This is a genomic window from Geobacillus sp. JS12 (assembly GCF_001592395.1).
GTDB classification, from domain to species: domain Bacteria; phylum Bacillota; class Bacilli; order Bacillales; family Anoxybacillaceae; genus Geobacillus; species Geobacillus zalihae.
Window position 1 is genome coordinate 327,693 of the sequence record NZ_CP014749.1, and the last position, 15,970, is coordinate 343,662.

Consider the following 15,970-nt stretch of genomic DNA (forward strand, 5'->3'; position numbering starts at 1 on the left):
ATTGAGCACGTAAAAAGGGATGCATATGAAAAATCATCAAACAAGAACAGTCTATGTCATATCAGGCCCCGCTGGAGTTGGCAAATCAACAATCTCAACAGCATTGGCGAACAAGTTGGAGCGTAGTGCGTATATTTCCGGCGATGACATCAGCCATATGCATATCAATGGACGGAAAAAACCGTGGGAAAGCAAAGAAGAGCTTTCATTAATTTGGGATAATATTCTAAGTCTTGTAAGAAATTTTGTAAAATACGGCAATGATGTGGTAGTGGATTATATTGCCTTTCCCCAAGAAGCGATATGGTTGTATGAAAATGTAAAGGATTTAAACGCAACGGTTATGTATGTTGTTTTGTGGGCAGATGGGAAAACGTTAAGGCAAAGGGATGAGATGAGAGCCCCCGAGCAACAAATGGGGGAGCGCTGCCTCATTTTGCTGAATGAGTTCCATGCATCAGGATTCGATCGAAAGCATCTTTTGGATACTAGCGGGAAACGTAAGGATGACATAGATGAGATGATTGATGAAATCATGAGCAATCAAAGGTTTCGAATTGGTTAAAAGATGTTTCATTGGCGCTGCTCTTTCCTTGCCATCGCGAGTTGATTCTCACATCAGCAATGACACTGCAAATTTTATTGCTCTGCCGGTGAACACAAACAGCCCGTTTTCAGCGGGCTTTTTTTCATGATATGATAATGGAAAAAGAAGAAAGTTGCAAAAGAGACAAAGATGAGGGATGGACATGGCGCATAACTTTCAATTTCTAGAAGGAAAATGGGATGTGCTTGCCCGGGTAGGGGAGACGGCCGAGCGGCATGTGCATCAAAATCCAAACGTGGCAATCAGCGAGCTGCGCAAGTTGGCCGAGGCGATGACGAAATACATATTGGCGCTCGAAGGCATTCGCGAAGAGCGCGGCACCGATCAGCAAGACCGCCTCAAGGTGCTGCTGTATGAACAAATCATCCCAAAAGAGATATATGACATCTTCACGATGATCCGCTTAAAAGGCAACCAAGCGGTGCATGATCCCCATTATGGGGACGTGCATGAGGCAAAGACGCTATTGCACATGGCGTTTCGCCTAGCTGTATGGTTTATGGAAGTGTATGGCGACTGGTCGTTCGAAGCTCCCCAGTATCGAGAGCCGCTGCCGCCATCGTCTGAATCGACGGATGAACTGAATCGGCTCATCGAATCGTATAAGCAGCGGCTTGCCGACTTGGAAGCGGAGCTTTCGCACATCCGCGAGACGGGGTTGTATACGAGTGCCGAGGAAAAACAAAAGCGGCGTGACTATTCGCGGCGGGCGGTGGCGAATTTCGAACTGACTGAGGCAGAGACGCGCCTCATCATCGATGAACAGCTGCGGGCGGCTGGCTGGGAGGCTGATTCGGAAAAACTGCGCTTTGCCAAAGGCGCGCGGCCAGAGAAGGGGCGGAATTTGGCGATTGCCGAATGGCCGCTTCGGCACGGGGTTGCCGATTATGCTCTTTTTATCGGCTTGGAGCTGGTCGGCCTCATCGAAGCGAAACGCGCAAGCAAAGACATCCCCGCCGATATCGAACAGGCAAAACAATACGCCCGTCTCGTTGTGCGCCATGGGCAAGAAGTGATTCACGAGCCGTGGGGGGGAGTATTTCGTTCCATTTTTGTTCGCCACCAACGGCCGTCCGTACGTGAAACAGCTTGAACAAAAGTCCGGCATTTGGTTTTTGGACGCCCGGAAATCGACGAACCATCCGCGCCCGCTGCAAGGCTGGTATACGCCGGACGGGTTGAAACAGCTGCTGGAACAAGACATTGAACGATCCGAACAGCGGCTGCGCGATGAGACGTTCGATTATTTGAAACTGCGTCCGTACCAAGTGCGGGCGATTCAGGCTGTTGAGCGGGCGCTTGAAGACAAGCGCCGGAGCGTGCTTGTCGCCATGGCGACGGGAACGGGAAAAACGCGCATGGCGATCGGCTTGATTTACCGCTTGCTCAAAGCGAAACGGTTTCGGCGCATTTTGTTTCTCGTTGACCGAAAAGCGCTCGCCGAACAAGCGGAAGCGGCGTTTAAAGAAAGCCGAATGGAGCACTTTCAGACGTTTGCCGAGATTTACGGTTTGCAGTCGCTGTACGACCAAAAGCCCGATCCGGAGACGAAAGTGCATATCGCCACCGTTCAAGGAATGTTGAAGCGCATTTTTTACAACGACCGTCCCGAAGACGTTCCGCCGATTGACCAGTATGACTGCATCATCGTCGACGAAGCCCACCGCGGCTATACGTTGGATAAAGAAATGAACGAAATCGAGCTGGAGTTTAAAGACCATCGCGATTATGTAAGCAAGTATCGGCAAGTGCTTGATTACTTCGATGCCGTCCGCATCGGTTTGACCGCGACGCCCGCCTTGCATACAACGGACATTTTCGGCCCGCCCGTGTTTACGTATTCGTATCGCGAGGCGGTCATTGACGGGTATTTGGTCGACCATGAGCCGCCGTATCAGTTTGATACGGTGCTGAAACGGGAAGGAATTACGTGGGCGAAAGGAGAGACGGTTGATGTCTACGACGCCGTATCCCATACGGTGTCGCAAGAGTATTTGGAGGATGAACTGAACATTGATGTTTCGCACTTTAACACGAAAGTCGTAACAGAAAGCTTTAACCGCGTCATCATTCGCGAGCTCGTCAACTATATCGCTCCGGATGATGAAGGGAAGACGCTCATTTTTGCCGCGACGGACGATCACGCTGATCTCGTCGTCCGGCTGCTGAAAGAAGAATTTGCGCGCGTATACGGAGAGTTCGATGACAATGCGGTCATGAAAATCACCGGATCGATCAAAGACCCGTCAGGAGCGATCCGCAGGTTTAAAAACGAAAAATACCCGACAATCGCGGTGACGGTCGATTTGTTAACGACAGGGGTCGATGTGCCGGCGATTACGAACCTCGTCTTTTTGCGCCGCGTTCGCTCGCGCATTTTGTATGAACAAATGCTCGGCCGGGCGACAAGGCGGTGCGATGAGATTGGGAAAGACCATTTCAACATCTTTGACGCCGTCGGCATTTACGAAACGTTAAAGCCGTATACAAGCATGAAACCGGTCGTCGCCCGCCCGCAGGCGACGCTGACGGAGCTGTTCGATGAACTCGAACAGCTTGAACAGACCGCCCATCTGGAATACCAAAAAGAACAAATCATTGCGAAGATGCAACGGAAAAAGCGGACGTGGTCCGACAGGCAGCACGAAGATTTCCGCGTGCTTTCCGGCGGAAAAACGGTCGATGAATTCATCGACTGGCTGAAATCGCTGCCGTCTGATGAACTGAAAGACGGGCTGAAAGAATATAAATCGATGTTCCGCTATTTGGACGAAAACCGGTACCGCGAGCGCAAGCAATACATTTCCCACCATGAAGACAAGCTGCTTGGCGTCAAACGAGGCTACGGCAATGCGAAAAAACCGGACGACTATTTAGAGGCGTTCGGTGAATTTATCCGCACGAACATGAATAAAATCCCGGCGCTGATAATTGTCTGCCAGCGGCCGTCCGAACTGACGAGGGAAGAGTTGAAACAACTGCGATTGGAACTTGACCGAAGAGGCTTTTCCGAGAAAAAACTCCAGGCGGCATGGCGGGAGGCGAAAAATGAGGACATCGCGGCCGACATTATCGCCTTCATCCGCCAACAGGCGCTCGGCGACCCGCTCATCAGCCATGAAGAACGAATTCGCCGCGCCATGAACGCCATTTACCGGATGAAACCATGGCCGCCGCTGCAAAAGAAATGGCTTGAGCGGATCGAAAAACAGCTGCTGCAAGAATACGTCCTCCATCCCGATCCGGAAAAAGCGTTTGACTACGAACCGTTTAAAAGCCACGGCGGCTTTAAGCAGCTGAACAATATTTTCGGCGGTCAGTTGCCGCAAATCGTGCGCGAAATTAATGAAAACTTGTACAACTACGCCAAGAAGGAGCAAGCCTAGAGATGAACAACCGAGAAATTGTCCAAAAGCTGTGGAACTTGTGCAACGTCTTGCGCGATGACGGCATCACGTACCACCAATATGTCACCGAGCTGACGTATTTGCTGTTTTTGAAAATGATGAAAGAAACCGGGCAAGAATACATCATCCCCGAGCCATACCGTTGGGACGTGCTCGCCAAAAAGGATGGAATCGAGCTGAAAACGTATTACCAACAGCTGCTCATGGCACTTGGGCAGGAAGAGAACGAACTGTTAAGGCAAATTTACACCGACGCGACGTCCAACATCCGTGAGCCGAAAAACTTGGAAAAAATCATCCGCACCATCGACGCGCTTGACTGGTACAACGCGAAAGAAGAAGGGCTCGGCGCCTTGTACGAAGGGCTGCTCGAGAAAAACGCGAGCGAATTGAAATCAGGCGCGGGGCAATATTTCACCCCCGCGTGCTGATTGACGTCATCGTCGAACTCGTTGACCCGAAGCCCGGCGAGCGCTGCCACGACCCGGCGGCAGGGACGTTCGGCTTTATGATCGCCGCCAGCCGCCACGTCCGGGCGAAAACGGACGACTATTTTGATTTATCGGAAGAAGAAATTCGGTTCCAGAAATATGAAGCGTTCTCCGGGGTCGAGCTCGTCCGCGACACGCACCGCCTCGCGGTCATGAACGCCCTCTTGCATGATGTGCACGGCGACATTTTGCTTGGCGACACGCTCTCTCCCCTTGGCGAGCGGCTGAAAGGGTATGACGTCATTTTGACAAACCCGCCGTTTGGCACAAAAAAAGGCGGGGAACGGGCGACACGGACCGACTTTACGTTTATGACGTCAAACAAGCAGCTGAACTTCCTCCAGCACATTTACCGGGCGCTCAGACCAAACGGCAAGGCGCGCGCCGCGGTCGTTGTGCCCGACAACGTGCTGTTTGAAGGCGGCGTCGGCGCCGACATCCGCCGCGACTTGATGGACAAATGCAACGTCCATACGATCTTGCGCTTGCCGACCGGCATTTTCTACGCCCAAGGGGTGAAAACGAACGTCTTGTTCTTCACCCGCGGGGAAACAGACACGGGCAACACGAAAGAAGTATGGGTGTACGATCTTCGCACGAACATGCCGTCATTTGGCAAGCGCAATCCGTTGACGAAAGACCATTTCGCCGGATTTATAAAAGCCTACACCGCCGAAGACCGCCATCAAGTCGACGATGAACGGTGGAACGTCTTCACCCGCGACGACATCGCCAAAAAAGGCGACAGCCTCGACATCGGTCTCATCGCCGACGAATCGCTGTCCGTGTACGACAACTTGCCCGACCCGATCGACTCGGCTGAAGAAGCGGTGGAGAAATTAGAGCTCGCCATCTCGCTGCTCCATGAAGTCATTGCCGAACTGAAAGCGGCCGAACACCCGACCCGCTACGAACCGGCCAAAACCGAAATGCTCCACGTCGCTGAACGACTCGAGGTGTCAGAACGATGAGCAAGGCCAAACCAAAATCGATGGAGCAGCTGCTCGAAGAAGCGCTCGTGCCCAAAGACGAGCAACCGTACGAAGTGCCGGGGAATTGGGTGTGGGTTCGATCAGGCCATATAGCAAAGTGGGGATCAGGGGGGACCCCTTCAAGAAAGAGATTAGAATATTACGGTGGGGATATTCCTTGGATTAAAACGGGTGAATTAAATGATGGAATAATTACCGGCTCTGAAGAAACTATTACAGAAGAGGGACTCCAGAAGTCCAGTGCAAAAATATTTCCAAAAGGATCTATAGTCATTGCAATGTATGGTGCAACAATTGGGAGACTTGGCATACTTGGTATAGATGCTGCTACAAATCAGGCCTGTGCAGTCGGTCAACCGTATGAGTTTTTAGATTCAAAATATATGTTTTACTATTTTTTTGCACGAAGAAGTGATTTAGTAGCGTTAGGTAAAGGTGGAGCCCAACCGAATATCTCTCAAACGATAATCAAAGATTTTCCTTTTGCCTTGCCTCCCCTAAACGAACAAAAATGCATCGCTGATAAAATTGAGCGGTTGTTTGCAAAAATCGATGAAGCAAAGCGGCTGATTGAAGAAGTGAAGGAGTCGATTGAACAGCGGCGGGCGGTCATGTTGGAGAAGGCGTTTAAAGGGCAATTAGGGACAAATGATCCGAGCGAGAAAAGTATATTGGAAACATCCGATGATCTAAGTGAAAAAGACGTCATTCCGAAAGAACAATGGCCTTATGAGGTGCCGGGGAATTGGACTTGGATAAAGCTGAAATCATGTCTAAGAAGATTGCAATATGGATACACGGCAACATCATCGACTTTAACAGAAGGACCGAAGTATCTGCGTATCACAGATATACAAAATGACAATGTTGACTGGGAAACGGTTCCGTACTGTAAAATAGATGATAAATTATTAGAAAAATACAAATTGAATAAGGGAGACATCGTTATTGCAAGAACAGGGGCGACTACTGGTAAAAGCTTTTTGATTGATGATATGCCATTTTGTTCTGTTTTTGCTTCTTATTTAATTCGCTTAACGATGAATGAAAATTTGAATCCGTACTACCTATGGAATTATTTAAAAAGCTCTATGTATTGGAAGCAAATCACTATTGTAAAAAAGGGCATTGCTCAACCGGGAGCCAATGCTCGGATTATTGGGGAACTCATTGTTCCATTGCCGCCTATTCCAGAACAAAAACGCATCGCCGAGAAACTCGACAACTTATTAGAAAAATTAGAGAACGAAAAACAACTCGTTTTGGCAGCAGAGGAAAAGCTCGATTTAGTAAAACAATCTGTTCTCCAGAAAGCCTTCCGCGGCGAGTTGGGGACGAATGACCCGAACGATGGACACGCGATGGAGTTGGTCAAAGAAGCCTTGCTCTCGTCAAGCGGACAGCGGTGACGCTGTTCGCTTGATCGAATCATGATTTTGCATTGTGGGGGATGATGAAAGCTGCGGGGATTGTGGAAGCGCGCAGAACGATTTCAGTTGTTCATGAACCAAACTGACGGTCAAATAAGCGCAGTGCTTTACAGATTTGGGACTGAAGCCCTTTTTGAACATTTCCATAAATCACCATATGACTAAAATGCCTCCCAACCTTTCTGTCTCAAAGGATGAGAGGCATTTTATCTGTCCGGCTGCTGTCGAACCCGGTTGAATCAGAGTGATCAAAAATAGCTTATTTTAGTAAAGAAAAAGAGTGAATGTAAAACATATACATTTTTTGCTTACCCGTTTGAATCAAGCGAGTGTTTTGATGCAATCGTAAACTTTTGCACCATTTCTTGCAACGTTTCGGATACATTCGCCAATGAAGCGGCTGCTGACGCAATCTCTTCCATGGAAGCGAGCTGTTCTTCGGTGGAATGGGCCATTGTTTTGGACGTCTCCATCGTCTTTTCGGCTGCAGCGGCGAGTTCCGCAACGGCTGAATCCAGTTCTTGTATGCCTGCTGACAGCTGCTGTACGGATGCTGATACGTCTTCCAATTGGGCTGAGATGGTTTTCGAGTTTGCGAAAATCGTGTTGAATTTCGCTGCTGTTTCTTGGGAAGCATCGATGCCGTCTTGAACATTTTGCATCACATCTTCCATGCTCGTTGATGTGTTCTCTACATCTTGATGGATGCTAGACAACAAATGGGTAATTTGTTTTGTCGCTGCTTGCGTTTGTTCGGCCAATTTTCTCACTTCATCGGCCACGACGGCAAATCCCGCCCCATGTTCTCCTGCTCTCGCCGCTTCTATGGCGGCGTTAAGGAAAGGAGATTCGTCTGCTCCGCGATTTGATGAATCGTGTGGACGACCGCTTCGATTTCTTTCGACCGCTCCTGCAACGTGTGAATCAGTTGTTCTGACCGGAGCACGGCTTGATGAATGTCCTGCATCTGCTCGGCATTTTTTTCGACCGATGTTTTCCCGTCTTCGGCTAAGTTTGTCATATGGACGGCCAAGTGGGCGATGGCTGTCGTACGCTCCGCGATTTGCGAGACGCCCTGCGTCATTTGCTCCATGGCGGCGGCGATTTCATCGGTTTGGCTGCTTTGGCTGTCCGCTCTGCTGGCGACCTCTTGGATGCCGACAGAAACTTGTTCCGTTGACAAGGCTGTTTGCTCCGCGCTCGCTGTCAGTTCCTCTGCAGCCGCGGCGACTTGCTCTGATGCATCCGCGACTCGGGTCAGCATTTGAGAAAGATCGTCTTTCATTTTGTTATAGCTTTCGACAATTTGTCCAATTTCATCACGAGTTTGGTCATTGATGGCAACCGTAAAGTCTCCATTCCCTGCTCGCTGGAGGGCGCTGGAGACGGCGGCCAATCGAGCATGGATGCGACGCGAGAACCATATTGTGGCTGCTGATGCCATCACGAGTATGATGACGGCAGAAAGGATCAATGTTTTCAAAAGGGAAGACACGGCTGTGTCCACATATGTTTGGGGAATCCCCACATAAAACATCCCGATCGTTTCTCCGCGATCGTTTTTGATCGGCATATATGCAGCTTGATACCATTGATGCAAAATATTCACTTCACGGAAGAAGGTGTTCCCTTTCTTTAACACTTGTTCCACCACTTCTGGAGGCGCGGTTGTGCCAACAGCCCGTCGATGGTTCACGATAATGTTGGTGGCAACCCGTGTTTCATTTTGAAAGATCGTGGCCGTTCCGCCCGTTAGGTTTCCGATTTCGTCAACGAGTTGATTGTTGCCATTGATTTTCTCGCTTCCTTTATAAAGCGCTCCGTTTTTGACAGCCCAACTCCCTTCATATTTTTCGTCAAGATAGTGATAGGCCAAGGAAAGACTGGATTTGACTCTTTCAAGCGTTTCTTTTTGGATTCCTTTTTTGATTTGGATGATGGCAGCAGCCGTCAAAACAATGGTTAATAGAATAATGATGCAAAAAATCAAAATATTGATTTTTGTTCCTAGCTTCAACGTTTTCAATGAGCGCTCCCCCCTCTCTATTCTTTGTCAAACATATCCATTATTATAGTAATAAAAGAGGAATTCATAAATAGTGTATTGTTCCTAATTCGAATTCTAAAAATGGTAGAGTGGGGAATACTGTCTAGCAAGAATGCCAATAATTTAGCTCAATAAGAAGGAAGTTGTCATGATTCAGGATCATATAGTAAATAATTTTAGTAAAAATATTGCGTATTTGTTATAATACTCATGGATACAACTAAGTAGAATGGGGTAATGCATATGGCTACGATTCGCGACATTGCTAAACAAGCAGGCTATTCCATTTCAACTGTCTCGCGGGTGTTGAACAATGATCCAGATCTTTCGGTATCCGAGGAGACGCGGGAGAAAATTTATGAAGCAGCAGAAAAGTTGAACTACCGCAAGAAAACCATCAGAAAAGTGATTCGCAATATTGCTTTTTTATATTGGTTGACGGATAAAGAGGAATTAGAAGACGTGTATTACAAAACAATGAGGATGGAAATGGAAAAGCTGGCGAAAGAGTTTAATCTAGAACTGCAAATGTATAAAATTTCAGATGGCATTGACCAAATTCCAGAGAACATTGAGGGGTTTATTGCCGTTGGAATTTTTTCGGATCGGGAGCTTGAACGTCTGCGATCGATGACGACAAATGGGGTGTTTATTGATTTGTCGCCCGACCCGCGCTGTTTTGATTCGGTGCGCCCAGATTTAACACAGATCACTGAGCGAGCGATCGACTTCTTTCTTGAGAAAGGGCATACGGACATCGGCTTTATTGGCGGGACGTATCCGAATCCGAATACAGGAAAGGATGAGATGGACTCGCGCGAGCGGGCGTTTCGACATTATATGAAAGCAAAGGGGTTGCTCAAGGAAGAGTATATTTTTTGCCACCGGGGATTCTCATTTGACAATGGCTATGAACTCATGACCAAGGCCATTGAAACCCTAGGGGATCGATTGCCTACCGCGTTTTTTGTAGCGGCGGATCCCATTGCTGTCGGTTGTCTGCAGGCGTTGAATGAGCATCGCATTCCCATCCCTGAGCGTGTGAGCGTCATCAGTGTCAATAACATCAGCATTACCAAATACGTATCACCGCCATTGACGACATTCCATAATTGATATTCATGAAATTTGCAAAAGTGCGATCGAGTTGTTGCTCGAGCGGATACAAAGAAAGAGAAACATTGTGAAGACATTGCTGTTAGGGGCTGAGCTTATCGTACGGAAAAGTACGAACTAGCCCTCTTTTTTTGTTTCGTAAATATTTTTATTAATTTTAGTAAAAAGTTGTTTACATTTTTTATTGTCGATGCTATATTGAAGATAATTAAGCGTTTCCAAAACGAGAAGGGAGAATGGGGGAAATGATGAGGAGTATTAGTAAACATCTTGCGCTTATGAGTGTGATGGCTTTTAGTTTGTCTTTAGCTGCATGTGGGCCTAAAGAAAATGCTAATCAAGGATCTCGTGCAGGAGAAAACAAAGAGAACAATGAAAAAGTAGAGCTCGTCGTTTGGGAAGACATTCAAAAAGGCGCGGGAATTAAAGATGCCATTGCCCAATTTGAAAAGGAAAACAATGTGACAGTAAAAATCATTGAGAAGCCGTATGCGAAACAAATTGAGGATTTGCGTTTAGACGGGCCGGCTGGCACTGGACCGGATGTATTGACGATGCCGAGCGACCAGATTGGGACAGCCGTGACGGAAGGGATCATTAAAGAATTGAATGTTGGGGAAGACATTCAATCCATCTATACGGAAGCCGCCATGCAGTCGCAAAAAGTAAACAACAAAGTGTATGGTTTGCCAAAAGCGGTCGAGACAACGATGCTTTACTACAATAAAGATCTTATTTCCGAAGAGGAATTGCCGAAAACGCTTGAGGAATGGTATGAGTATTCCAAAAAAGTAACAGATGGCAAAAAATTTGGCTTTTTGGCTCTGTTTGACCAGATTTACTATGCCCAAAGTGTGATGAGTGCGTATGGAGGCTACATTTTTGGCAAGGACGAAAACGGAAATTACAATCCGAACGATATTGGATTGAATAATGCCGGCGCTGTCGAAGGGGCTAAAATGATTCAAAAATTTTATAAAGAACGTCTATTTCCGTCAGGAATGATTGGCGAGCAGGGTATTAATGTACTCGAATCGCTGTTTACGGAAGGCAAAGCAGCAGCGATCATTTCTGGTCCGTGGAATATTGAGCCGTTTACAAAAGCGGGAATCAACTTTGGAGTGACGAAACTTCCAGCGTTACAGAACGGAAAAAATATGAGCGCATTTATTGGAGTAAAAAGCTACAACGTAAGCGCCTACTCGAAACATCCAGATCTTGCTGAAAAATTGGTGATCTTTCTGGCGAATGAAGAAAATTCGAAAAAACGTTATGAAGTGACAAAAGAGGTTCCGGCCGTCAAAGCGTTGGCGGATGATCCGGTGGTGAAAAACAGTGAGGCGGCACGGGCGGTTGCGGAGCAATCTCAATTTTCTGAAATGATCCCGAATATTCCGGAAATGAATGAGGTGTGGAAGCCTGCAGATTCAGCATTGCAAACGATTGCAACTGGAAAAGCAGATCCGAAAGCGGCATTAGATCAAGCCGTGAAAACGATCAAAGGGCAAATTAAGGCGAAACATAGCGGCAAATAAGGGGAGAGAACAAGGTCCTTGCGCTTTCGTTTCTAACAAGGTGCAAGGACCTACAATAAATCGATCGTGATGGTGTGAAACGATCTTTTTGTTTGATGCGTTTTGTGTTGAGAAAATGTGTTCTTCAAGGAAAGAAGGGGAGTCCATGTCACACCGGAAAATGGCCTTATGTTTATCGATTATTCCTGGCCTAGGTCAATGGTATAACCGACAATGGGCGAAGGGAGTTTTGTTTCTTGTTTTCGCTGCCTCTTTTTTGACGGCGTTTGCCGATCTGTTCAACATGGGGTTTTGGGGATTGTGACGCTTGGAACAGAAGTGCAACGCGATAATTCGATTTTTCTTTTGGCAGAAGGGATTATTGCGGTCATTGTCGCTTTGTTTGGATTGGCTTTTTATTGTTTCAATTTGTGGGACGCTTATAAAAGTGGTGAGCGGAGGGACAGGGGAGATCGGTTGAATACTCTGAAAGAAGAGTACCATCAACTTGTGGAACAAGGGTACCCGTACGTTGTCAGCAGCCCTGCTTTTTTTCTTTTGGTTTTTTCTGTTATTTTTCCAGTGTTGTTCAGTTTTGCCTTGGCTTTCACCAACTATGATTTATATCATACTCCTCCTGCCAAGTTGGTCGATTGGGTTGGGTTCGATACATTCCTCAAAATTTTTACGGTTGATATTTGGCGCTCAACCTTTTTTGATGTGTTGTCATGGACGGTCATTTGGACACTCGTTGCTTCCACTCTTCAAGTGGCGGCAGGTATTTTATTGGCGGTGATCGTCAACCAAAAAGACCTTCGGTTGAAGAAATTGTATCGAACCATTTTCGTATTGCCGTGGGCTGTGCCGGGATTTGTGACGATTTTAGTGTTTGCTGGCTTATTTAATGACAGTTTTGGAGCCATCAATCATACAATTTTAGCGGCGCTTGGCATCGATCCAATCCCTTGGATGACTGATGAGCATTGGACGAGGGTGGCGCTCATCCTCATGCAAGGATGGTTGGGATTCCCATATGTGTTTGTCGTGACGACGGGCGTTTTGCAGTCGATTCCTGAAGAATTGTATGAAGCAGCGACGATTGACGGAGCTTCCATGTTTGCCAAATTTCGATATATTACATTGCCGATGGTGCTGTTGGCGATGGCCCCGATTATTATTACACAGTTTACCTTTAACTTTAATAACTTCAACATTATTTATCTGTTTAATGGAGGCGGACCGGCTGTTCCGGGATCGACAGCGGGAGGAACGGATATCCTTGTGTCTTGGATTTATAAATTGACGATGCAATCAAGCCAATATGCGTTGGCTGCCGCTTTAACAATTTTGTTATCTTTGTTTGTCATGGGGATTGCGTTATGGCAATTTCGACGGACCAATTCTTTTAAAGAGGGAGTATAGAACATGAGAGCCAGTGTCAGGTCAAAAAAATTCCTTCGTCTCTTCGTATCCTATGCCATTTTAACGTTTGTCGCCGTGGCAATCATCTATCCGCTGCTTTGGACTATTGGCGCCAGCCTGAATCCGGGGAACAGTTTAATCAGCACCACCCTTATCCCCAAAAAACCGACGCTTGATCATTATCGCGAGTTGTTTGCGGGCAAAGAAAGCTTATTGTACGAACGCTGGTATTGGAATTCGATGAAAATTAGCTTTTTTACGATGCTTGGTTCCGTGATTAGTGTTTCATTTACTGCGTATGCATTTTCGCGTTTTCGATTTAAGGGAGAAAAAATGCTTTAACGTTGTTTTTGCTGTTGCAAATGGTGCCGCAGTTTTCTGCGTTGATCGCTTTGTTTGTTTTGGCGCAAATGCTTGGGATGCTCAATAGTCACTGGCTGTTAATTTTGCTTTATATCGGCGGGCAAATTCCGATGAATACGTACTTGATGAAGGGATATATGGATTCGATCCCGAGAGATTTGGATGAAAGTGCCAAAATCGATGGAGCGAGCAATACGAGGATCTTTTTCCAAATTCTTTTGCCGTTGTCTAAACCAATGATTGCGGTCGTGGCGATGAACGGATTTACCGGACCGCTTGGTGATTTTGTGTTATCATCGGCCATTCTCCGAACTCCTGATGCTTATACGCTTCCGATAGGGCTGTATAATCTCGTTAACGAAGTGATGGGGGCGAGCTATACGACGTTTGCAGCCGGGGCGCTTCTGATTAGCATTCCGGTAGCGATTGTCTTTTTGATGTTGCAACGGAACTTTGTGTCCGGATTGACATTGGGTGGAATCAAAGGATGATGCAGGGAAAGGAGACGACGTAATGCCAAAATATGAACGAACGTATACAACACAAGCGAACTTCATTCTTCATGGAGGAGATTACAACCCTGATCAATGGTTGGATCGGCCGGATTTTTTGCAGGCGGATCTTGAGTTGATGAAACTCTCCCACACAAACACATTCACGATTGGTGTATTTGCTTGGTCTGCTCTCGAACCGGAAGAAGGGGTTTATCGTTTTGAATGGCTCGATAAAGTGTTTGACGACATTTACCGTATTGGAGGGCGGGTGATTTTGGCTACGCCAAGCGGCGCTCGACCAGCATGGTTGTCGCAAAAGTATCCGGAAGTGTTGCGGGTGAATGCGGCGCGTGTTCGACAGTTGCATGGCGGGCGTCATAATCATTGTTTTACCTCGAGCGTATACCGTGAAAAAACTCAACATATCAATCGATTGCTGGCGGAACGGTACGGAGATCATCCTGCTTTGCTCATGTGGCACGTTTCCAATGAATACGGCGGGGAATGCCATTGTAATTTGTGCCAAGAAGCGTTTCGTGAATGGTTGAAAAACAGATACAATCATGATCTTGACGCGCTGAATGCCGCTTGGTGGACGTCATTTTGGAGCCATACGTACACCGACTGGTCGCAAATCGAGTCGCCGTCTCCGATTGGTGAGCATACGATTCATGGGTTGAATCTTGATTGGAAACGGTTTGTGACAGATCAGACGATTTCCTTTTTTGAAAACGAGATCGTTCCGCTTCGGGAGTTGACGCCTCATATTCCGATTACAACGAATTTTATGGCGGATACGCATGACTTAATTCCTTTTCAAGGACTTGACTACAGCAAGTTTGCAAAGCATCTTGACGTCATTAGTTGGGACGCCTATCCTGCTTGGCACAATGATTGGGAGAGCACTGCTGATTTGGCTATGAAAGTCGGTTTTATCAATGATTTGTATCGAAGTTTGAAGCAGCAGCCATTTTTACTGATGGAATGCACTCCGAGTTTAGTGAACTGGCATAAAGTGAACAAAGCGAAGCGGCCAGGCATGCACTTTTTATCTTCGATGCAAATGATCGCTCATGGTTCCGACAGCATCCTCTATTTTCAATGGCGCAAGTCGCGGGGGCGTTTGAGAAACTTCATGGTGCAGTCGTCGACCATGACAATCGCACGGATAACCGTGTATTTCAAGAGGTTTCTAAAGTTGGGAAAGCGCTCGAGAAAATGTCTGGCATCGTCGGAACCAATCGGCCGGCGGAAGTGGCCATTTTGTATGATTGGGAAAACAATTGGGCGTTAAATGATGCGCAAGGATTTGCGACTGAAACGAAACGGTATCCACAAACGCTCGTACAGCATTATCGCCCCTTTTGGGAGCGGGATATCCCTGTTGATGTCATCACAAAGGAACAAGACTTTTCCCGCTACAAATTGCTGATTGCGCCGATGCTTTACTTAGTGAGCGAAGAGACGATTGCTCGTTTGAAACAGTTTGTAGGGAGCGGAGGGACGCTTGTCATGACTTATATAAGCGGAATGGTCAATGAATGTGATTTAGCGTATTTAGGTGGCTGGCATCCCGATTTGAGGAAAACATTCGGCATCGAACCGATCGAAACGGATACCCTTTATCCACGCGATCGAAATTCGGTTCATTATCGTGGACGGTCTTACGAGTTGAAAGACTATGCAACGGTGATCAAGGTGTATACTGCAACAGTCGAAGGAGTTTATGAAGATGATTTTTATGCGGGTACGCCCGCTGTGACGAGCAACCAATACGGGAAAGGTCAAGCCTATTATATTGGCGGCCGCCTAGAGGATCAATTCCATAGAGATTTTTATCAAGAATTGATGGAAAAACTGGATCTGAGGCCTGTCTTGTTTGTAAAGCATGGAAAAGGAGTATCCGTGCAAGCGCGGCAAGCGCCGGAATGTGATTATGTGTTTATTATGAATTTTACGGAGGAGAAACAGGCTGTTGTTGTTGAGGAAAAGGTGAAGGATCTGTTCACTGGCGAGGAAATCGTAGGGGAGATTACGCTAGGCAAATACGAGGTGCGAGTCGTGGAGAAAAGGAGATAAAGGAGAGA

Annotated in this window: 6 protein-coding genes and 6 pseudogenes; 10 read left to right on the plus strand and 2 right to left on the minus strand. The window is 47.0% G+C overall.

Features of this window, described 5'->3' with window-relative positions; genetic code table 11:
- Positions 1-19 precede the first annotated feature (19 nt).
- The 4 genes and pseudogenes from A0V43_RS01755 to A0V43_RS01770 all read left to right on the plus strand — a co-directional run bounded on the left by A0V43_RS01755 (position 20) and on the right by A0V43_RS01770 (position 6,906).
- Positions 20-565 (plus strand): P-loop nucleotide/nucleoside kinase family protein, encoded by a 546-nt coding sequence (locus tag A0V43_RS01755; protein ID WP_063192234.1) that lies wholly within the window; start codon positions 20-22, stop codon positions 563-565.
- 184 nt (positions 566-749) lie between these two features.
- Positions 750-3,993: pseudogene (gene hsdR, locus A0V43_RS01760) on the plus strand (type I restriction-modification system endonuclease).
- A 2-nt stretch (positions 3,994-3,995) separates the two neighbouring features.
- Positions 3,996-5,476, plus strand: a pseudogene (locus A0V43_RS01765) (N-6 DNA methylase).
- Positions 5,473-6,906 carry a restriction endonuclease subunit S gene (locus A0V43_RS01770; RefSeq protein ID WP_063192235.1) on the plus strand — a complete coding sequence of 478 codons (1,434 nt, stop codon included), beginning with the start codon at positions 5,473-5,475 and terminating at the stop codon, positions 6,904-6,906. Before A0V43_RS01765 ends, A0V43_RS01770 begins: the two are co-directional and overlap by 4 nt.
- A gap of 329 nt (positions 6,907-7,235) precedes the next feature.
- Here the strand turns inward: A0V43_RS01770 and A0V43_RS20105 are convergent, their stop codons facing one another.
- Together A0V43_RS20105 and A0V43_RS01775 are read right to left on the minus strand one after the other, a co-directional pair.
- The gene (locus A0V43_RS20105) at positions 7,236-7,709 is read right to left on the minus strand and encodes a methyl-accepting chemotaxis protein (RefSeq protein ID WP_236930894.1); all 474 of its coding nucleotides are present in this window, start codon (positions 7,707-7,709) and stop codon (positions 7,236-7,238) included.
- Positions 7,710-7,750: 41 nt separating this feature from the next.
- Complete coding sequence (locus A0V43_RS01775) at positions 7,751-8,953, minus strand: methyl-accepting chemotaxis protein (protein ID WP_236930895.1); 1,203 nt, start codon at positions 8,951-8,953, stop codon at positions 7,751-7,753.
- A gap of 264 nt (positions 8,954-9,217) precedes the next feature.
- On the opposite strand from A0V43_RS01775, the pseudogene A0V43_RS01780 reads away from it, so the two are divergent.
- From A0V43_RS01780 to A0V43_RS20965, 6 genes and pseudogenes are all read left to right on the plus strand, one after another.
- Positions 9,218-10,211: pseudogene (locus A0V43_RS01780) on the plus strand (LacI family DNA-binding transcriptional regulator).
- 127 nt (positions 10,212-10,338) lie between these two features.
- On the plus strand, positions 10,339-11,625 hold the full coding sequence (locus A0V43_RS01785; RefSeq protein WP_063193776.1) for an arabinogalactan oligomer ABC transporter substrate-binding protein GanS: 1,287 nt from the start codon (positions 10,339-10,341) through the stop codon (positions 11,623-11,625).
- Between the two features lie 145 nt (positions 11,626-11,770).
- Positions 11,771-13,026 (plus strand): annotated as a pseudogene (locus tag A0V43_RS01790) (carbohydrate ABC transporter permease).
- Between the two features lie 3 nt (positions 13,027-13,029).
- A pseudogene (locus A0V43_RS01795) lies at positions 13,030-13,880 on the plus strand (sugar ABC transporter permease).
- Between the two features lie 139 nt (positions 13,881-14,019).
- Positions 14,020-15,044 (plus strand): annotated as a pseudogene (locus A0V43_RS20960) (beta-galactosidase); the annotation flags it as partial.
- Positions 15,045-15,101: 57 nt separating this feature from the next.
- On the plus strand, positions 15,102-15,962 hold the full coding sequence (locus A0V43_RS20965) for a beta-galactosidase trimerization domain-containing protein (RefSeq protein ID WP_442899718.1): 861 nt from the start codon (positions 15,102-15,104) through the stop codon (positions 15,960-15,962).
- Positions 15,963-15,970 lie beyond the last annotated feature (8 nt).